This is a genomic window from Maribacter zhoushanensis (genome assembly GCF_029350975.1).
In the GTDB taxonomy this organism is placed as follows: domain Bacteria; phylum Bacteroidota; class Bacteroidia; order Flavobacteriales; family Flavobacteriaceae; genus Maribacter; species Maribacter zhoushanensis.
Window position 1 is genome coordinate 275,582 of the sequence record NZ_JARKMR010000002.1, and the last position, 20,760, is coordinate 296,341.

At 35.9% G+C, this 20,760-nt stretch carries 17 protein-coding genes; 6 read left to right on the top strand and 11 right to left on the bottom strand.

The annotated features are described in order from the left end of the window. Window positions 1-98 precede the first annotated feature (98 nt). On the bottom strand, window positions 99-578 hold the full coding sequence (locus PXD56_RS07795; RefSeq protein WP_276492773.1) for a hypothetical protein: 480 nt from the start codon (window positions 576-578) through the stop codon (window positions 99-101). A 90-nt stretch (window positions 579-668) separates the two neighbouring features. On the opposite strand from PXD56_RS07795, the gene PXD56_RS07800 reads away from it, so the two are divergent. Next, window positions 669-3,584, top strand: a complete 2,916-nt coding sequence (locus tag PXD56_RS07800; RefSeq protein ID WP_276492774.1) for an FAD-binding and (Fe-S)-binding domain-containing protein — start codon at window positions 669-671, stop codon at window positions 3,582-3,584. A 3-nt stretch (window positions 3,585-3,587) separates the two neighbouring features. On the opposite strand, the gene PXD56_RS07805 is transcribed toward PXD56_RS07800, so the two are convergent. Further along, the gene (locus tag PXD56_RS07805) at window positions 3,588-4,457 is read right to left on the bottom strand and encodes a UDP-2,3-diacylglucosamine diphosphatase (RefSeq protein WP_276492775.1); all 870 of its coding nucleotides are present in this window, start codon (window positions 4,455-4,457) and stop codon (window positions 3,588-3,590) included. 229 nt (window positions 4,458-4,686) lie between these two features. Between PXD56_RS07805 and aroC the strand changes: the two genes are divergently transcribed. Both aroC and PXD56_RS07815 read left to right on the top strand, forming a co-directional pair. Further along, window positions 4,687-5,751, top strand: coding sequence for a chorismate synthase (gene aroC / locus PXD56_RS07810; protein WP_276492776.1), 1,065 nt, complete (start codon window positions 4,687-4,689; stop codon window positions 5,749-5,751). A 61-nt stretch (window positions 5,752-5,812) separates the two neighbouring features. Further along, window positions 5,813-7,114, top strand: a complete 1,302-nt coding sequence (locus tag PXD56_RS07815) for a dicarboxylate/amino acid:cation symporter (protein WP_276492777.1) — start codon at window positions 5,813-5,815, stop codon at window positions 7,112-7,114. 7 nt (window positions 7,115-7,121) lie between these two features. Here the strand turns inward: PXD56_RS07815 and PXD56_RS07820 are convergent, their stop codons facing one another. The 3 genes from PXD56_RS07820 to PXD56_RS07830 all read right to left on the bottom strand — a co-directional run bounded on the left by PXD56_RS07820 (window position 7,122) and on the right by PXD56_RS07830 (window position 11,096). Continuing rightward, a complete protein-coding gene (locus PXD56_RS07820; protein WP_276492778.1) occupies window positions 7,122-8,228 on the bottom strand; it encodes an AsmA family protein in 1,107 nt (368 codons plus the stop codon). 132 nt (window positions 8,229-8,360) lie between these two features. Continuing rightward, window positions 8,361-8,765 carry a thiol-disulfide oxidoreductase DCC family protein gene (locus PXD56_RS07825; protein ID WP_276492779.1) on the bottom strand — a complete coding sequence of 135 codons (405 nt, stop codon included), beginning with the start codon at window positions 8,763-8,765 and terminating at the stop codon, window positions 8,361-8,363. Window positions 8,766-8,924: 159 nt separating this feature from the next. After that, on the bottom strand, window positions 8,925-11,096 hold the full coding sequence (locus tag PXD56_RS07830; RefSeq protein ID WP_276492780.1) for an endonuclease MutS2: 2,172 nt from the start codon (window positions 11,094-11,096) through the stop codon (window positions 8,925-8,927). 184 nt (window positions 11,097-11,280) lie between these two features. On the opposite strand from PXD56_RS07830, the gene PXD56_RS07835 reads away from it, so the two are divergent. Together PXD56_RS07835 and PXD56_RS07840 are read left to right on the top strand one after the other, a co-directional pair. Continuing rightward, window positions 11,281-11,946: a uracil-DNA glycosylase gene (locus PXD56_RS07835; RefSeq protein WP_276493273.1), complete on the top strand. Its 666-nt coding sequence runs from the start codon at window positions 11,281-11,283 to the stop codon at window positions 11,944-11,946. Window positions 11,947-12,026: 80 nt separating this feature from the next. Further along, window positions 12,027-12,455, top strand: coding sequence for a response regulator (locus tag PXD56_RS07840; protein ID WP_276492781.1), 429 nt, complete (start codon window positions 12,027-12,029; stop codon window positions 12,453-12,455). Here the strand turns inward: PXD56_RS07840 and PXD56_RS07845 are convergent, their stop codons facing one another. The 6 genes from PXD56_RS07845 to PXD56_RS07870 form a co-directional block, all read right to left on the bottom strand. Further along, window positions 12,456-13,301: a substrate-binding domain-containing protein gene (locus PXD56_RS07845; RefSeq protein WP_276492782.1), complete on the bottom strand. Its 846-nt coding sequence runs from the start codon at window positions 13,299-13,301 to the stop codon at window positions 12,456-12,458. Next, window positions 13,288-15,324: a polyphosphate kinase 1 gene (gene ppk1, locus PXD56_RS07850; RefSeq protein WP_276492783.1), complete on the bottom strand. Its 2,037-nt coding sequence runs from the start codon at window positions 15,322-15,324 to the stop codon at window positions 13,288-13,290. The genes PXD56_RS07845 and ppk1 overlap by 14 nt, the downstream gene beginning before the upstream one ends. A gap of 54 nt (window positions 15,325-15,378) precedes the next feature. After that, complete coding sequence (locus PXD56_RS07855) at window positions 15,379-16,245, bottom strand: nucleoside phosphorylase (protein ID WP_276492784.1); 867 nt, start codon at window positions 16,243-16,245, stop codon at window positions 15,379-15,381. Between the two features lies 1 nt (window position 16,246). Continuing rightward, window positions 16,247-17,179, bottom strand: coding sequence for a DUF1835 domain-containing protein (locus tag PXD56_RS07860; protein ID WP_276492785.1), 933 nt, complete (start codon window positions 17,177-17,179; stop codon window positions 16,247-16,249). 107 nt (window positions 17,180-17,286) lie between these two features. After that, window positions 17,287-17,616 carry a translation initiation factor gene (locus PXD56_RS07865; protein WP_276492786.1) on the bottom strand — a complete coding sequence of 110 codons (330 nt, stop codon included), beginning with the start codon at window positions 17,614-17,616 and terminating at the stop codon, window positions 17,287-17,289. A gap of 5 nt (window positions 17,617-17,621) precedes the next feature. After that, window positions 17,622-18,572 (bottom strand): isopenicillin N synthase family dioxygenase, encoded by a 951-nt coding sequence (locus PXD56_RS07870; RefSeq protein WP_276492787.1) that lies wholly within the window; start codon window positions 18,570-18,572, stop codon window positions 17,622-17,624. Window positions 18,573-18,694: 122 nt separating this feature from the next. On the opposite strand from PXD56_RS07870, the gene PXD56_RS07875 reads away from it, so the two are divergent. Continuing rightward, the gene (locus tag PXD56_RS07875) at window positions 18,695-20,671 is read left to right on the top strand and encodes an alpha-ketoacid dehydrogenase subunit alpha/beta (protein WP_276492788.1); all 1,977 of its coding nucleotides are present in this window, start codon (window positions 18,695-18,697) and stop codon (window positions 20,669-20,671) included. Window positions 20,672-20,760 lie beyond the last annotated feature (89 nt).

Genomic DNA, 20,760 nt, shown 5'->3' on the forward strand with positions numbered 1-20,760 from the left:
TCACTTAGATTAAGTTACAAATGTACTTATATATAGGATATAAAAAAAGACCCTTAACGCAATGGTTAAAGGTCTTTTTAATATTACAATTATTAAGCTTAAAACTGGTAGCGTATACCTAGTCCAATATCAAAATCAAAATTATCGGAGAAGCCGTCATAACCTACAACGCCCAACTCAGGTCTAAAATCCAATGACAGAATTAAAGGAAAGTCAAAATTGTATTCTATACCCACATCACCAGCGGCAAACACAAATAATCCGCCGTCATCTCCAGGGAAGTCAACACTTCCTAATCCGCCACCAACGCCATAATACCATTGAAAATCACCTTCAATAGGTCTCACCCATTGATATAGTCCCGCTATTTTAAAAGCGTTAAAATTCCTGCTATCTCTCCATCCTAGGTCAAATTCCATTCTAGTGTCACGTGTAAGTGACTTTTGATAACTGACTTCAGCCCCGAATCCGTCACTATCCCCTAATCGTAGTCCTAGGGCATGATTAGATATTTCTTGTGCAGATAGCGAACAGGTTGCCATAAAAATGAATACCGTAATACCTTTTAAAATCTTCATATAGTTATTCTTTTTTGTGATGAAAAATGAGCCAATTTATAATGTAGCTCACACAATAAAACTTAATTTAGCAATCAAAATTGTGTTACGTTGGATAATAATTCGCTGTCAAAGTTACGACAAGATATAGAGGGAGATGTACGATTTGATAATCTTACCAAGACAATCTATGCTACAGATGCGTCTGTATATAGAAAAATACCTTTAGGGGCCGCTTTCCCAAAAAGTGTTGAGGATATCAAAAAAATTATACAATTTGCCAACAATGAAAAAATAGGACTCATACCTAGAACGGCAGGTACGTCGTTAGCAGGGCAATGTGTGGGCGATGGATTGGTGGTCGATGTGTCTAAACACTTTACAGAAATTATAAGCTTAGATCAAGATAAAAAACAAGTAACCGTTCAGCCGGGTGTAATTAGGGATGAGTTAAATCAATATTTAAAACCATATGGTTTGTTTTTCGGACCTAATACATCAACATCAAATAGATGTATGATCGGTGGTATGGTGGGCAACAATTCTTCTGGTACCACATCTATTCAATATGGGGTAACAAGAGACAAGGTTATTTCAATGAAAACTATTTTGTCAGATGGTAGTGAAGCCGAGTTTGGCAGAATAACTACGGCTGAATTTAAACAAAAACAACAAGAAAACACATTTGAAGCATCACTTTACAATAGTGTATTTAAAGAACTTGATGATAGTAATATAGCATCTGAAATAAGAGAGCATTTTCCAAAGCTTGAAATTCATAGAAGAAGTACTGGTTATGCGGTAGATGAATTATTGAAATCAGATGTATTAGGTGGTGAATTGCCTTATTTCAATATGGCAGAATTATTATGTGGTAGTGAGGGAACACTGGCTTTTACCACTGAAATTACCGTTCAATTAGATGACCTTCCACCGGCATTATCGGCAATGGTGGTTACTCATTATACGTCTTTAGAAGATTGTTTAATGGATGTGGTTCCAGTAATGGAACACCCGTTACAATTATGTGAAATGATGGATAAGGTCATTTTAGATTGTACCAAGAATAACCGTGCGCAATTGGCTAATCGGTTTTTTGTAGAAGGTGATCCAGCTGCGTTACTGATGTTACAAGTATCGGCGCATACAGAAATAGAGTTAAATGAAGCTGTGGCCTCGTTACAGCAGACCATAGCTAAATCTGGGCTTAGTTATGCTAATCCTGTATTGTATGGAAATCAAATACCCAAAGCTATAGAATTGCGTAAAGCAGGTCTGGGCTTGTTAGGTAATATTGTAGGGGATATGAAAGCTGTAGCTTGTATAGAAGATACTGCGGTTGCCTTGCCAGATTTAAAGGATTTCATTGCAGAATTTTCTGTTATTATGAAAGGTTACGGGCAAAGTGCAGTGTATTATGCCCATGCAGGAGCGGGTGAATTGCACCTGCGTCCAATATTGAATCTTAAGAAATCTAGCGATGTAGGTCTTTTTAGGGATATTACAACAGACGTTGCCAGACTTACAAAAAAATACAGAGGCTCTTTTAGTGGTGAACACGGCGATGGCATTGTGCGTGCAGAGTTTATACCCATAATGATCGGTGATAATAATTACCAGCTATTGAGAAGGGTCAAGTCGTATTTTGATCCAAATGGTATTTTTAATCCAGGGAAAATAGTAGATGCTTACCCAATGGATAAGTCATTTAGATATGAAGTAGACCGCAAAGAGCCTGAGATTAAGACATTACTAGATTTTTCTGATAGTGAGGGTATACTCAAAGCTGCTGAAAAGTGTAATGGAAGTGGTGATTGTAGAAAAACACATCATATGAACGGTGGTATGTGTCCTAGCTACCATGCTACTAAAAATGAAAAAGATACTACTAGAGGTAGGGCCAATACATTAAGAGAGTTTTTAACGAACCCAAATAGTGCTGCTAAAAATAGTTTCGATAGTCCTGAAATTAAAGAAGCATTTGATCTTTGCTTAAGTTGTAAGGCTTGTGCAAGTGAGTGTCCAAGTAATGTAGATGTATCTACTTTAAAAGCAGAATTTTTATATCAATACCAAGAGGCTAATGGCTACTCTTTAAGGGGTAAGTTGTTTGCTTATAACACCAAGCTGAACGGATTGGGAAGTAAGGTTTCTGGACTTACGAATGCTATCTACGACTCTAACTTTTTTGGAGGTTTGCTGAAAAAAACTAGCGGAGTTGCAAAAGAAAGAAGTTTGCCAAAAGTTTATAGTTTTAATTTCAATAAACATCTTCAAAAAACTTGTAATCAAAATACTAAGTTGAAGAGAAAAGTAGTCTTGTTTATTGATGAATTCACCAAATATTTAGATATAGAGGTAGGTAAAGATGCTATTGAGCTATTAACCGCTCTTGGGTATAATGTAGAATTGTATTATGCGGAAAGTGGAAGAACTTTCCTTTCTAAAGGCTTTTTAAAACAAGCTCAAAAATTGGCGGTTAAGAATGTAAACGAATTAAAGAAGTTTGCAGATGCAGGTTTACCTGTTTTAGGTTTGGAGCCGTCGGCCATTTTATCTTTTAGAGATGAATACAAGCGTATGACAGCTGATAAAGAGACAGCGCAGAAAATAGCTGATAACTCATTTTTAATTGAAGAGTTTTTAGCACAAGAGATAGCTGATGGTAATTTAAGCTCGTCTGATTTTACGGATGAAGCTAGAGATATAAAAATTCATAATCATTGCCATCAAAAAGCATTGAGTAATCAAAAAGTAACTTTTGATGTTTTGAATCTACCTACAAACTATAAGGTGACCATTATAGCATCTGGTTGTTGTGGTATGGCTGGTTCTTTTGGTTATGAAGAGGACCACTATGAAACTAGTATGAAAATTGGGTCGTTAAAATTATTCCCTGCAGTTAACAAATCATCGGCAGAAACAATAATTGCAGCCAATGGTACAAGTTGTAGACATCAAATATTTGATGGTACTAAGAGAATAGCAAAACACCCGGTAAGTATATTGAAAGAAGCTTTAGTGTAATTATTAATCTGTTAGTCCGCCTTTCTCTTTCTTATTTTTTAGTTTTCTTTCTTTACGATCGGTTATTGTTGCAATGAGTTCGTTCATGTCCATAGACTTAAGTTCCTCATCCATATAAAATGAAGCTAGCTTGTCATTTTCATAACGGTAGAGTTTCCAACGTTTAAAAGAATATTCAAGGGCTGTCATATGTTTTACCCAATCTCCGGAATTTAGATATAGGCATTCTCCTTTTTTTGTTTCAAAAAGTTGTTTGTTCGGTGCATGGCTATGTCCACATACTACATGGTCATAATGCTGTTTAATAGCCATTTTGGCTACGTTCTTTTCAAATAGTGCAATTTGTTCAGGGTCACGATTACCATGTTCTAAATCTGGATTAGAAAACGGTTTGTTTTTCTTTCCAAATAATTTCAGTGCTTTGGTCTTAAGTTTTGCAAGTTTTAGTAAAATGTCAAAACCTGCACCTCCAAAATTTAGTAGCCATTGGGAGTGACGAAATGAAAAATCAAAAATATCACCATGAAAGAATAGTGTGTTTTTTCCATTAAGTTTTAATGTAAGTCTATTGGATACCTGGATTGCTCCCATATAAAGGTCGTCAATCTTACGAAAAGGCTCATCACGATTACCGGTAATATAATGAACAACGGTACCTTTGGCAGCCAAGGAGAATATCTTCTTTACTACTTTTAAATGGGAAGGGGGAAAGTAGTTGTTGCGCATTTTCTTTGCGTCAAGTATATCACCATTTAGAATAAGAATTTTTGGGTCTATACTAGATAGATAGGTCAATAATTCTTCTGCATGACATGCATATGAACCTAAATGAACATCTGATAAAACAGCTATTTCAAGACGGCGTTTTTTCAAGGGGATAATTTTTAAGGCAAAATTAAACCTAAAGGCATGCGTGACAGCTACTTACTTGGTCAACAATTTTTAATCATAAGGTTAAATAATCATTATCACAAAAGAGTAAGGTTAAGCTAATATTAAGCGCTTTTTAAATTTTTCTTTCCAGCATTTAACATTTACCTTTGATGTCAGTTGAATTGTAAGTTTTACAAACTGCATTATATTATATTAGAACGTACGTATTATGGCCGGAAATACCTTTGGGAATATATTTAGGGTAAGCACTTTTGGAGAATCACATGGAAAGGCAATTGGTGGAGTTATAGATGGCTGTCCGTCAGAGATAGCGTTAGATTTTGATGCCATACAGAATGATCTAAATCGTCGTAAGCCAGGTCAGTCTGCTATTGTTACCCAACGAAAAGAACCAGATGAAGTAGAATTTTATTCGGGAATTTTTGAGGGAAAAACTACGGGAACCCCAATTGGGTTTGCAATTCATAACACTAATCAAAAATCTAAAGATTACGGGCATATAAAAGATTCTTATAGACCATCTCATGCAGATTACGTGTATGATAAGAAATATGGATTTAGAGATTACCGAGGTGGTGGTAGAAGTTCTGCACGTGAAACTGCCAGTAGAGTAGTGGCAGGTGCCATTGCAAAACAGTTTTTAAAAGGTATAGAAATTCAGGCTTTTGTATCTCAAGTTGGGGATATGAGTTTGGGTAAGCATTATACGGAACTAGACTTGTCATTAACAGAATCTAATGCTGTTCGTTGTCCTGATCCAGAAATGGCTTTAAAAATGGAAGATTATATCAAGTCTATTAAAAAAGATGGAGATACCATTGGTGGAATTATTACCTGTGTTGCCAAAAATGTACCGATTGGTTTGGGAGAACCGGTTTTTGATAAGCTTCATGCTGAATTAGGCAAGGCGATGTTGTCCATAAACGCAGTTAAAGGCTTTGAATACGGAAGCGGATTTGAAGGCGTTAAGATGAAAGGTAGTGAGCATAACGATCAATTTAATAAAGATGGTTCTACAAAAACCAACTATAGTGGTGGTATACAAGGCGGCATAAGTAACGGAATGGATATTTACTTCAACGTAGCTTTTAAACCTGTTGCAACCGTTATTCAGGGTTACGAAACAATTGATAAAGAAGGTAATACGGTTAAAACACAAGGTAAAGGTAGGCATGATCCATGTGTGGTGCCTAGAGCCGTGCCTATAGTTGAGGCTATGACTGCATTGGTTTTAGCAGATTATACCCTATTGAACCGCACTATAAAATTATAGGTTGCGTTTTTAGCACTTTTCCTAGCAAAATACTATCTTACTTCCCTAAACTAATTATTATATGAGGAAGCTTGAGTTGCATTGGCAAATTCTAATCGGAATGTTAGCAGGGGTTTTATTTGCTTTAGCCATGGTTCAATTAGATTGGGGACCAAAATTTATTTCAGATTGGATCAAACCTTTTGGTAATATTTTTATCAACTCATTAAAGCTTATTGCCGTTCCTCTTATTTTGGGTTCTTTGATAAAAGGGGTGTCCGATTTAAAGGATATTTCCAAACTTTCTCAAATGGGCGGTCGTACCATCGGTATCTATATCGCAACAACAGTTATAGCGGTTACTATTGGTTTAGGTGTTGTTAATATTGTAAAACCAGGATCATCTATTACTGAGGCTACTAGAATGGAATTAGTTGAAAACTATAAAGGCGATGCAGATGCTATTAAAAGTAAGGCAGATAAACAGAAAGAAGCCGGACCTTTACAGGCTTTAGAAGACCTAGTTCCAAGTAACATCTTTGCAGCAGCCTCTGATAATGGCAACATGTTACAAGTAATTTTCTTTGCCATTTTCTTCGGTATAGGATTAATATTGATACCTGAAGAACAGGCAACACCTGTTAAAAAATTCTTTGATGGATTTAATGAGGTAATATTAAAGCTGATAGATTTGATAATGCTGGCTGCACCATACGGTGTATTTGCTTTGTTAGCCGCTTTGATTGTAGAATCGCCTAGCTTAGATTTGTTTAAAGCATTGGCATGGTATGCATTCTGTGTTATTTTAGGACTTTCACTGATGTTAGGGGTGTATCTTATTATGGTTTGGTTATTTACTAAAACTTCACCAAGTACTTTTATGAAAGGTATGTCACCTGCCCAACTCCTTGCTTTTTCTACGAGTTCAAGTGCTGCGACTTTGCCAGTGACTATGGAAAGGGTTGAAGAACATTTGGGCGTAGACGAAGAAGTAACAAGTTTTGTACTGCCTATTGGGGCGACTATAAATATGGATGGAACAAGTTTGTATCAAGCTATTGCAGCGGTATTTATAGCACAAGCTTTTGGTATGGAGTTAAGTTTATCCGCACAATTGGGAATCATTGTCACTGCAACATTGGCTTCTATAGGAAGTGCCGCGGTACCGGGAGCAGGTATGGTCATGCTGGTTATCGTGCTTGCTCAAGCGGGAATCCCTGAAGCAGGTTTAGCTTTGATCTTTGCTGTTGATAGACCTTTGGACATGTGCAGAACGGTTATAAACGTATCTGGTGATGCATCTGTTTCTATGATGGTAGCAAAATCCGTTGGTAAACTAAACGAGCCAAAAGTTAAGAATTGGGATGATAACTATAAGAAATAGATACTTTTTACTTAGATTTCTTATCGTTTAACTTGTCAGCACCTTTGGTAGCATCTTCGTAGTTAAGATCGTCATCTACAACTTCTTTGTAGGCTTGTACCCAAGCGTTTCTAAATATCCTAGAGACTGTTGGCCAAATCTTTGTTTTAACGTTGTTAAGGTCTCCCTCTACAGGTATTTTTGTAGCTAGGGTATCTTTCTTGTGGTTTTTTAAAACAAACTTAAAAAAGCCTACAAAACCTTCCCATAGTGTTTTCAGGAATCCGTCTTCTTTTCCAATGAGCTTGGCATCTTTTAAAATAGGTTTAAAAGAACCTTTCATATAACCATCGGCAATAGCTAATTCTCCAAATAGATCAAAAGAACCTTCGTCAAAGTCGATACCCGCGTAAAAGTTTGTGAAGTCGTTTAAAGCATTTGCATTGGCATTTTCTAGACTAAATGACAAGTCCATATCAGGAATCTCTTTAACCAAGTTCATATCTCCGTTTAAAATGACGTTTCCATTTCCTATAGATGTAGCGGTAGCATGTAGGTTAGAAGGTAGGGTTCTTGTTTTTTCAACTACGTTCCTAAGATTAGATGCTGATAGTTCAACATTAGATAAGTGTAAATCAATATTTGGATCCGCTTGTAATTGTAAAAAAGCGAATTTTCCATTTTTTAAAGTAAGCTGGTTAATGTTTATAGGGACCAGATCTGTAAGTGCTTTAGACCAATCCTCCGTGTCGGCTACGCCGGTTGTGTCTTGTTGGTCTTCAAATACATAGAGAATAGTAGGTTCTGTCATTTCAATTTCGCTGACTATTTTTCCATGTAAAAGGGCATTCCATTCAACGGATATGTCGGTCTTCTTAAAATCTAAAAAAGGAATTTCGCTATTACCGTTTACAGTGTTCAGATACATACCGTGTATGGTATATGCTCCTCTTATAATAGATAGATCAATATCTTCAACATGACCGTTATAACCAGGTATGTCTGCTAAAACTTTATTAACGTAATCCTTTACAAAATAGGGGAGGGATAGACGTATTACAATAAGCAGTATAATTAAAACTGCCGGAATCACATATCTCTTTTTTTTATAACTTTTCTTGTGTTCTTTACTCATGTAATTTAATCTTTATCACCTACCGACATAAGATAAATAATTGAAATTAAATGTGTTGAGTTAAAAAGTGATAGGGGTAAAAGTTTTGAAATTAGGATTAAAAATAGCTTTAAGAGGATATTATAGTAATTTCTAAATGAATTTGCTCTTTAATTCTTCGGTAGGTATCATGCAAGCTTCTTTTTTACCATACCATTTGTATCTATTTGCGGCAACAAAATCGTATACGATATTTCTGAAAGACTCCGGAAGCCATAGTAAAATGGAGGAAATTGTACGAAGTCCTTTCAGGTCCTTACCAATTTCCAACGCTGCCGTAGATTTTGTGTAATAGGCAATATTAGGTTCAATAAGAATTATGGAGTCTACTTCATTAGTATCGATATTACGTTCAGCTAATAATTTTTCACCTGTTTCGCTCTGTAGGGCAGCGTATCTAAAAATATCATTTTCATCTCGCTTAATAGCAAACTGAACACTGCTGTTGCATAGGTTGCATACACCATCAAAAAGAATGATTTTTTTATTAGAATTCACAGGACAAAATTAAAACAATATTTAAACAACCGTTCATAACATTTTTATAAAATCTGTTTCAAGAAATAGTTACAAATAATCTTATAATGATGGGCTATTACTGGTTTTTACACTCTAATTAATCGTATACGATTAATTGTAACTTGTTGTAATAGAGAGTTATTTCTTTTTTTGAACCATTTCCAATTGGTCTACACTAACATTGGTAGTGAATATGCCGTAGTTGACAATAGCTTTGCCTTTTTCAAGTGAATCAATACTACCAACGGCCTTCCCATCTAACATACGTACACGATCCCCTATTTTAAATACAGGTCTAGGCTTGTTCTTTTCCTTGAAAATAGCCTTTTTCTTTTCAACCTTCTTTTTCTCACGAATTACCTTGACCTCTTTTTGGACCTCTTGGGCTACTTTTGCTTTTTTAGCTCTTTCAGCCTTAGCCTGGTTCGCAGTTTTCTTCTTTCGCTTGCTATTCTCGGTTTCAACGATTCTTAATAACTCAGAAACTAAAGGTCGTTTTTTGTTATCTTGAAAATATTTATCTGCGGCAACATTTACTTTATTGCCCAGTTGTATCATACGTTGATCATGATCGTAGAGTTCTTGGTAGTTTTCAAGTTTTGATTTTATTTTGGCGTTTAATTTTTCTAGCCTTTCATTCTCTTCCCTAGCCTTGACTTCTTCTTCTTTTAACCTAGAGCCGGTTTGTGCCATTTTACTACGCTCTTTTTGTAGTTTGGCAATAGTGGCGTCAAATCTAACTTTGCCTCGCTCTATTTTCTTCTTGGCTTTATTGATCAATGAATAGGGGATACCGTTCTTTTGAGCGACTTCAAAAGTAAAAGAACTACCAGCTTGCCCTAAAATTAATTGAAAAGTAGGTTCTAACGTTTTGCCATCAAAAAGCATATTTGCATTGGTTACATGTGGTAACTCGTTTGCCAGTGCTTTTAAATTGGCGTAGTGGGTTGTAATTACACCATATGAGCCCCTTTCGTAGAAAACCTCTAAAAAGGCTTCTGCAAGTGCACCGCCAAGTTCTGGGTCACTACCTGTACCAAATTCATCGATTAAGAATAAAGTGTTGTTGTCGCAACGCTTTAAAAATTGGTTCATGTTCTTTAAACGGTAACTGTACGTACTTAGATGATTTTCAATACTTTGGTTGTCTCCAATATCTGTTAAAATCTTTTTAAAGAAACAAACTTCACTTCTTTCGTGAACAGGAATTAACATTCCGCTTTGAAGCATTACTTGAAGTAAGCCAATAGTTTTTAGTGTAATACTCTTACCACCTGCGTTAGGACCAGAAATAACTATAATTCTATTTTCATCATGCAGCTCAATGGTTTGGGGATAAGTCTTTTCTCCCTTTCGTTTGTTATTTAGAAACAACAGAGGATGAAAGGCGTCCCTTAAGAACAATCTGTTGTTAGAGTTGATTTTTGGTAATAAAGCGTTAATATCTTCTGCGTATTTAGCTTTTGCGGCAATAACGTCCACTTGCATCAGAAAATCTTGATAATCGCTTAAAAGCGCTCTAAATGGTCTTATTTGGTTCGTTAATTGTTTTAGTATGCGCTGTACTTCTTCTTTCTCTTCAAATTCTAGATTATTGAGTTCGCGACTATATTTTAAAGCAGCTTCAGGTTCAATGTAAACAATACTTCCGGTTTTTGAAGTCCCCATTACGGCTCCCTTCACTTTCTTGCGATACATTGCCTTAACAGCTAAAACGCGCCTATTTTCAACAACAGACTCTCTTATTTCGTCCAAATAATCAGATGATTGATAAGAATTTAAGGCAGAACCAAAGCTTTGACTGATTTTTCCACGAACGGCATTTATTTGCCTTCTGATAACAAATAACTCATTAGATGCATTGTCTTTTACTTCTCCGAATCTGTCAATTACGTTATTGATCAAAACAGGTATTTCAGTGTTTTGCTCCAATTTTAAAGCGAAATCATAAAATAGGGGGTAGTATTCCTTGAACTTTTTAAAGAATTTTTGATGTTGGACTACAGTAGTGCAGATACTTGCAATTCTTTTGAACCCTTGTAGCTCTAGTGTTGTGTTTTCAATTTTCAGCAGTTTCAGGTCGGCATTAATGGCATCGAACCCGTGATTAGGAATCCGGTTTTCACTAATAAGTGATGATAGGTATTCTGCTGTTTTACCAAGCTCTATTTTGATGAACTCGTCTGTAATGAACGGAGCAATTTCAAGAGCCGCTTCTTTGCCTAATTCCGTATGGCAACGAGCTGAAACTTGTTGTAGTACAGAAGGGAATTCTAAATCTTGTAATGTTTTGGAATGTATGTTTGCCACGTTCTAATTAAATGAGCTGCAAAGGTACGCATTGACAATGAAATTCTTATAAATGCTTACATATCCGATTTTGAATTAGGTTATAAAACATAATAATTAGTTTTAGCGTGTCAATGATTTCCTGAAATTGAATTTTCAAAAGGTTAATGGTAAATTTGGTGCGGAGCTAGAAAATAAATATATGATGAATTCTGATTTGGATAGTAGTTGGAAGAAACAGTTGTCACAAGAATTTGAAAAGCCTTATTTCCAAGGTTTAACAAAGTTTGTAATACATGAATATGAAACACATGCATGTTATCCACAGTATACTGACATTTTTTCGGCATTTAATCATTGTAAGTTTGAAGAAACCAAAGTTGTAATTATAGGGCAAGATCCCTATCATGGTCCCGATCAGGCTAACGGCTTATGTTTTTCAGTAAAAGATGGTATAAAACATCCGCCATCATTAATCAATATATTTAAAGAGATAGAGAGCGATTTAAATATTCCTTATCCAGAAAGCGGAAACCTGGAAAGATGGGCTGAACAAGGTGTTTTGTTATTAAATGCAACGCTTACCGTAAGAGCTCATGAAGCTGGAAGCCATCAAAAACATGGTTGGGAAGTTTTTACCGATGCAGTTATATCAAAACTCTCAGAAAATAGTGAAAACATTGTTTTTATGTTGTGGGGAGGTTTTGCTAAGAAAAAAGCAAAACTAATCGATGCAAAAAAGCATATTTTATTGACATCTGGTCATCCTTCACCGCTAAGTGCCAATCGCGGATATTGGTTTGGAAATCAACATTTTTCGTCTTGTAATAAAATATTAGATGATTTGGGCAATAAAAGCATAGCGTGGTAAGTTAGATATTTATTAAACACTTTATATTTAGTTTGTACTTTGGGGTGCAAAGCTAGATGATAACTTAAATAACAGCTCAAATGAATAATTTAGATAGGTTAAATACTATTTTATTGGTAGATGATGATGATGCAAGTAACTTTTTACATTCCATCTTCATCAATAAATTGGATATGGACGTGAATATCAATTCTGCTTTAAACGGTCAAGAAGCTATTGATTTCATTCTTGGTAAAGGTCAAGAGCAATTAGAATTGCCATGTATGGTCATGTTAGATTTAAGAATGCCTGTTATGGACGGGTGGCAGTTTATAGATGCTTATCATGAACTAGTTCCAAAAAAGCTTAAAGATCAGATTACCATTGTTCTAGTTACAATAAGTGATAACAAAGAAGATAAGGAGCGTGCTACCGATGATAAGTATATAGCCGATTTTGCTCAAAAACCACTTTCTGATGAAACATTCAAAGCACTAATTCAAAAGCATTTTAGCTTAGCTGCGATATAGTTACTTTAGTATTTGAGAGACCGGAAGCTCTTTTTCTATTAAATTTAATTCCATTAACGTCTGTTGAACTTTGATCAACGTGCTTTCTGGTAACTGTTTTTGGCTCCATTCCGTAAGTTGCAGCCATTCTTGTATATCCTCTAATTTTTGATGATATCTATTAGCTAATGTTGCATCTATACTAGGAATTTGTTTAAATTCAACGGTATACATGTTGATGATTTCAAGTATGTGATTCAATAGACCTTCGTTTTCTTTTAGAAATGAATCTGTACCTACCAATACGAAACACGGCCAAGGGGTAGGGCAATTTCCTAAGTGTTTAAAAACACCACTATCCACCAAGGGTTTTGTGGTAAAACGTTCCCACATGAAATAATCGGCATTTCCGGAAGATAATCCTTCTACGGCTCCGTCTAGATTGTTAACTAATTCGAATTTTAAATTTTTGGTATCCCAACCCATCTCTGTGGCTTGAACGTAAGACATTAGGTGGCTACCGCTACCGTAACGGCTAATTGCGGCCGTAGTGCCCTTTAAATCGTTCAGAGAGGTAAAAGAGCTTTTGGCATCTGCATGAATTCCCCAAAGAAGGGGAGAGGCAATGTATTCTTGAATAATTTTTACGGCATTGCCCTCGGTAATACTTTTAACTATACCTTCTGTTAAGATAATGGCAAGGTCGGTATCGTTTTTTTTGAGCATTTCGCTCATTCTACCGGTACCTTCCGGTACTTCTGTCCATTCTAAATTAATTCCTCTTTCTTCAAATGCACCTTCTTCGATAGCCAAGTGCCATGGAAGGTTAAAATGTTCTGGTACACCTATGATTCTAACAGTTTTCATCTAGTTTGTTTTTAAGGTAATCGTATATGGCATATTGAGAGCGGATACTTTCTTCATTAGGTAATTGCTCTACTTTTTTGTTGGAATTTTCTAAATCTAGAACACGAGCTTTTTGATTGTCACTAAGCTGTAGGTTTAAAATATGTTTTAGTTCCTCAAAGATATCGGCATCTAGAATAGGGGTCAATACCTCTATTCGTCGGTCTAGGTTACGCGTCATCCAATCTGCAGAACCAATATACATCAATTCATCTCCTCCATTTTCAAAGTGGTAAATTCTACCATGTTCTAAATATCGATCTACAATACTGGTGATGAAAACATTGTCCTTCATTCCCTCGCTAAGGTCTTCATTGGCGGTTAAATAGCAACAAAACCCTCTAACGATGAGTCTGACTTCAACACCGGCATTAACGGCTCTGTATAACGCCCTAATCATATCAGAATCTTCAAGACTATTCATTTTAGCGGTTATGGCAGCTTTTTTGCCCTCCCGCGCAGCATTGATTTCGTTTTGAATAAGGTTTAAAAACGTTATTCTAGTAGTAAATGGCGATACCCTTAGGCGTTTTAGTTTTGGGACAATAATTTTTCTTTCCAAAACCTGAAAAACCTGACCTAAATCTTTGGTTATTTTTTTGTTAGCAGTAAAAAGTCCGTGGTCGCAATATATTTTGGAGGTCTTAGCATTGAAATTTCCGGTGCCTATGTAGGCGTATCGTTTTACCCTGCCATTTTCATTTCTGAATACCATTGCTATTTTAGAATGTACTTTTACTTGGGGTATGCTAAAAATAACTTTGGCACCTTTTTCCTCAAAAATACGTCCCCATTTTATATTATTGGCTTCATCAAATCTAGCCTGAGCTTCTACGAATAGTGTAATCTCTTTACCGTTGTCTAATGCCGTTAGGATGGCGTCTGCCAATGAGGAAGACTTTGCAATACGATAAATAGTCATTTTTATAGCACTAACATTGGGGTCAGTAGCTGCTGTGGTCAAAAAGTCCTCAACCACTTTAAAGTCTTGATACGGAAAATGTACCAATTGGTCTTTTGTGGAGATGCTTTGGAATATATTCTTTTTAAATGATAATTCTGGATGCGGTAAAGCTGGTTTGGCTTGGTATTGTAAGTGTTCTGTTCCTTCCGGTAGTGGAAAAGAGAAGAAATCTGATAGATTATGATATGCTCCACCGGGCGATAAATCTACCGTACCTAACTTAAAATCCGTCTTAAGTGATTCTATCAACCAACTTGGCATAGATTCATCATACAGTAAACGAGTTGCTTGACCGTATAAACGTTTATCCAATGAATTGTAAATTTTTTCTACTAATTCAATATCAGAATAGTCGTCTTCTAAATACAATTCTGCATCTCTAGAAAGTTTTATGGAATAGCAACCAATTATGTCTTTGGAAGGCAGTAATTTTTGAATGTTCAATCTAATGGCATCATCTAAATAACAAAATTGATGTCCGTCGCCGGGTACTCTTATAAATCTGTCTTGGTTTTCAGTGGGTATTTCAACAATACTATATTCTTGGTTTGGGTGGGCTACCGCTAAATAAAGGGTGCCATCCGTTAACTCAAGGTTTTCTTTATGTACGGAACAAAACTTTTTTATTTGCTCGTCGAATAATGATTCTAAGAATTGTTTTTGTTCGTTCGTAAAGTTGGAAGTATTTCGAACATAGATATTATGATCCTCTAATTCGGAAAGAGTCGCCTTAATAACATTGCCAAACTCAACTTGTTGTTCATGGATGGTTTGTAATATTTGTTGTAGAGTGCTATTGGCTTTAAACATTAGTTTCTTTCGAAACTTTTTATCTAAATGTTTTATTTGACGTAGTTGAGAAACGCGTACTTTGAAGTACTCATCTAGGTTAGATGAAAAAATGGCTAAAAATTTTAATCGTTCTAATAAGGGCGTGTCGGCACTTTTAGCTTCAAGCAAAACACGTTCATTAAAATAAAGCCAATTAATATCTCTATGTTTTAGGTTGTCTTTTTTCATGATAAGATTTGCGTAAAAATAAGAAGTACAATATTTAAATATTGTAAAAGTACGTTAAGCCAATCGTTTCAAGCAAAATTCTATTAACCTATCAACAGATGCCGTTGGCGTTACTGAAAACTCGCCCGTTGATCTGTTGGCTAAAATACAGTTCATGGAAACCGCTTCATGACCTAAGAGCTGGGCTAGGGCATAAATGCCTGAAGTTTCCATCTCTAGATTCGTTAATTTAAGTTCTTTGAATTTGAAGGTCGATAATTTCTCCATCAATTCCATTTGACTGGGCTTAATTCTCAATTGACGTTGTTGTGGTCCGTAAAAGCCTGTATTTGTTGCTGTGAATCCTAATCGTATACGATTATCGCTAAACAGTTTTCCAAGTTTTTCTGAGAAGGAGAGTACATATGGTCTCGCTTTATTAGCATCCCAGGAGGTGTGGGCAATAAATTCATCTTCTATGTCAGGATAGTTAATTTTATCATGCTCATAGAAGTGCAATAATCCATCAAAACCAATTGAATATTTACTGATCAAAAAAGAATCAATAGGAATATCTGGTTGAATGGCACCAGTTGTTCCAATTCTAATAATATTTAAAGTGGTGTGTTTTTCTTTGAGTGTTCTTGTATTAAAATCAATATTAACAAGAGCGTCTAACTCGTTTAGAACAATATCAATATTATCCGTTCCAATCCCAGTGGAAATCACCGAAATACGTTTACCGTTCAAATGTCCGGTATGCGTATGAAATTCTCGTTTTCCTTTCTTTACTTCAATAGTATCAAAATGACGAGAAACCTGGTGAACCCTGTCCGGGTCCCCTACGGTTATAATAGTGGTTGCTATATCTTGTGGTAATAAATTCAGGTGGTAGATGCTACCATCTTCATTGATGATAAGCTCAGCAGGCTTTAATTGCATGCTATAATTTTAAGATTCGGTTCGTAGTCGTGTTATAAAGGAAATTGTACTTCAAAGCACCACCTAAATACACATCGTTGTCTTGTATGCAAGAATAATAGCTTGTTTGACCATCTAAAATTTCTTTACCTTTTTTAGAAAGGCGAACAGGATTTAAGCTTGTAATCAATGGTTTTAACCTCGTTAGGGCACGATCGTATTGCGTGTTTGAAAAACCTAGGTTACCTTGGTTTTTAAGCAAAACATCCATGTATTCCGTTTTAGATTTAGGCTTTCTGTCAATACCAAGTTGTAAAATGGTGTTCTCCATTTCATTTAAACCGTTGTTAATACTAGGAAAACGTTTTAAATGCGTTTTTATAGCATCACCTAGATAATCAAATTGATAGTTATTGAAATCTGTTAAGTTTTCTAGACGAATAGGATTATTACTGCAATATAGCTGCCATACATAATCTGCGTATTCCGTATCATCTTGTGATAATACCTTCTTGTTATCATACAGACCAAGTAACTGCTCATCAGAAAGCTCATTAAGGCTATACAACTTATTAGACTTGTCTTCTTTACCGCTACACACCAATGATATTTGTGCGTATTTTCTGTGGGTTAACAACCAGCTAATAACCGCTAGCATATTTACTTGACAAAAAAGATCATACTCGAACCAAAGAACGATATGATCTTGTTGTTTGTGGCTACATAAAGACCTGTATTCTTTGAGGGTCTTTTCTATAAACCAAGATTTTGAAACTTTATAATTTTTATGCAAAAACTCGAAACGAGCTTTCCAGAAAGATTCTGTACCTACGTTAGGGAGTGTTTGTCCTTCGCATAGCATTTCGCGCCATGTGATGACATCGCCATCTAAGTTTAATTTTTGGAGACGTTCGGTGAAAACATCGCCGTTGGTTATGTGCAAGAGAGAACTCATACCAGCTTTGATTTAGTTTGATTAGATTAAAAATAATACTAATAACAACGTTATAAAATTATTTAACAGAAAACAAATGGAACTTTCAAGGTAGTGATTTTGCTTAATTAACCACCTACTCGCTTAACAGAAAAGCCTTTATCTTTCAGTATTGCCATGATTTTGTCCCTGTAATCACCTTGAATGATTATTTTATCATCCTTAAAACTACCGCCAACACTTAATTTGGTCTTTAATTCTTTCGCTAATTTCTTAAAATCTTCATCGGCGCCAGTGTATCCCTCTAAAATTGTAATCGGTTTGCCCTTACGCTTTTCGTACTTGCAAATAATAGGGTCGTCTTGAAGCCAAATGGGATTATCTACTTTTTTTTCAACGGGAATTTCCTCTGCTTCGTGATCAGGAAATAAGTTTTTTAATTGGTCTTTGAGATCCATAATGCTTACTTTTTAATTAATCCAAGGTCGATTAATCTTTCATGTAAAAATTCACCTGCCGTAATATCTTCGTACAACTTTGGGTGGTCTTCATCAATACAGTTCTCCAAGCAATTTAAAGGCATTTCACTAACGGGATGCATGAAAAATGGAACAGAGTATCTAGAAGTACCCCATAATTCTCTTGGTGGGTTAACTACTTGATGTATGGTAGATAATAATTTGTTGTTCGTTAGACGGCTAAGCATATCACCTACATTGATCATCAATTGATCTGGTCTTGCAATTGCATCAACCCATTCGCCATCGTGGTTTTGTACCTGAAGACCTTTGCCATGGGCACCCATTAATAATGTTATCAGATTAATGTCACCATGAGCGGCAGCTCTTACCGCATTTTTAGGTTCAGATGTAATTGGTGGGTAATGTATTGGTCTTAAAATTGAATTTCCATTTTTAATGAAATCATCAAAGTAGAATTCATCTAGGTTTAAGTGCAACGCCAGGGCACGTAATACGTATCTGGCAGTCTTTTCTAACATTTTATAGGTTTCCTTGCCTACTTCGTTAAATTTAGGAAGCTCTTTAACAATGACGTTGGCAGGGTATTCCTTTTCAAGCTTATCGTTATCTTCTACATATTGACCAAAATGCCAAAATTCCTTTAAATCACCTTCTTTTCTGCCTTTAGCATGCTCTTTGCCAAAAGAAGTATAGCCACGTTGGCCACCTATGCCTTCAATTTGGTATCCGTCTTTAACTTCAGCGGGTAAATCAAAGAATTCTTTAATTTCTGAATATAATGTATCTACAAATTCTTCCGATAAAAAATGCCCGCTTAACGCTACGAATCCTATATCTTCAAATGCTTTTCCAATTTCATCAATAAACTTTTGTTTTCTTTTTGGGTCTTCCGACAGAAAATCCGACAAATCAACACTGGGTACTAAGCTCATATTTTAAAAGATTTTACGTAAAATTAATAATTATTGTCCATTTATAAGCGTTGTTATAAACGATACTTGCTATATGCATTTTTGTTACATTTATATTTTAATAGCCAAAATTGACCTAATCAATGAATTACACCGATTTTAAAGTAGCTCAAGATGTTAAGTTAGCACTGTATAAATCAATGCTTAAACCTCGTATGGTCGAGGAAAAAATGCTGGTTTTACTACGTCAGGGCAAGGTTTCTAAATGGTTTAGCGGTATTGGTCAAGAGGCTATCTCTGTTGGTGTTACTTCCGCTTTAAGTAGTGATGAATATATACTTCCTATGCATAGAAACCTAGGTGTGTTCACTACAAGGGAGATTCCGCTTTATAGATTGTTTGCTCAATGGCAGGGTAAGGCAAGTGGTTTTACACAAGGTAGAGATCGTAGTTTTCATTTTGGAACGCAAGATTTTAAAATTGTGGGTATGATTTCGCATTTAGGACCTCAGTTAGGTGTTGCTGATGGCATAGCACTTGCGCATAAATTAAAAAACGAAAAGAAGGTTACCGCAGTATTTACCGGTGAAGGAGGTACTAGCGAAGGAGATTTTCATGAAGCCTTGAACGTTGCCTCGGTTTGGGATTTACCAGTGCTTTTCTGTGTCGAGAATAATGGATACGGATTATCAACACCCACCAACGAGCAATTTAGATGTGGGAACATTGCGGATAAGGGTGCAGGATATGGAATGGAGTCTCATATTATAGACGGGAACAATATATTAGAGGTCTTTTTTAAAGTGTCTCATTTGGTCAGGGATATGAGAATTAACCCTAGACCGGTGTTATTGGAGTTTAAGACTTTTCGTATGCGTGGGCATGAAGAAGCAAGCGGGACAAAATATGTGCCACAAGAACTTTTAGATACATGGGCAGCGAAAGATCCTTTAGAAAATTATACGCATTATCTTATAGGCGAAAAGTTATTGACCGAAGAGAGCATTGCAAACTATAAGGCAGATATTCAAGCTGAAATAGATGAACATTTAAGGATAGCTATTAGTGAAGATACAATTTCACCTAATGAAAGTAAAGAATTAAATGAAGTATATCAAAAAACTGATTTAAAAGAAATTAGACCTAGTAGATTTGTTACGAATATACGCTTGGTCGATGCAATTTCTGAAGGATTACGACAGTCCATGAAGAAATTTGACAATCTTGTCATCATGGGGCAAGACGTTGCAGAATATGGTGGGGTATTTAAAATAACCGACGGTTTTGTAAATGACTTTGGCAAAGAGCGCGTACGTAACACACCCATCTGTGAATCGGCAATTGTATCGGCAGCTATGGGATTGTCCATTAACGGAATGAAGGCGGTTGTGGAGATGCAATTTGCAGATTTTGCGAGTAGTGGATTTAACCCTATAGTTAATTATTTAGCGAAGAGTTATTACCGTTGGGGCGAAAAAGCGGATGTTGTTATTAGAATGCCTTGTGGCGGTGGTGTTGCTGCCGGACCATTTCATTCACAAACAAATGAAGCGTGGTTTACTAAAACTCCCGGTCTAAAAGTAGTATATCCTGCATTTCCTTATGATGCAAAAGGTTTGTTGACAACTGCTATAGAAGACCCTAATCCAGTTCTGTTTTTTGAACATAAGGGATTATATAGAAGTCTTTATCAGGAAGTCCCTGTGGATTACTATACATTACCATTAGGTAAGGCAAGTCTTTTAAAACAAGGTGATCAGATTAGCATTGTAACCTATGGTGCTGGTGTGCATTGGGCTTTAGAAGCTTTGGAGAATAATCCAGAGATACGGGCAGACCTTTTAGATTTAAGAACCTTACAGCCTTTAGATACTAAGGCTATTTATGATTCTGTGGTAAGAACAGGAAAATTGATTATTCTTCAAGAAGATAGCTTGTTTGGTGGTATTGCCAGTGATATTTCTGCTATGGTAATGGAAAATTGCTTTGAGTATTTAGACGGACCAATAAAAAGAGTGGGTAGTCTAGAAACTCCTATTCCTTTCGATGCTAACTTAGAGCAGCAATATCTTGCAAAATCAAGATTTGAATCTGATTTAAAAGAACTAATCGCGTATTAGTTAAACTGCATTGGGCTAACCCGTAATACATACTAAAAGAGCAAATGTTAAAATTTCTACGGCTGCCGACTGGGCTGGCAAGCCGCAAA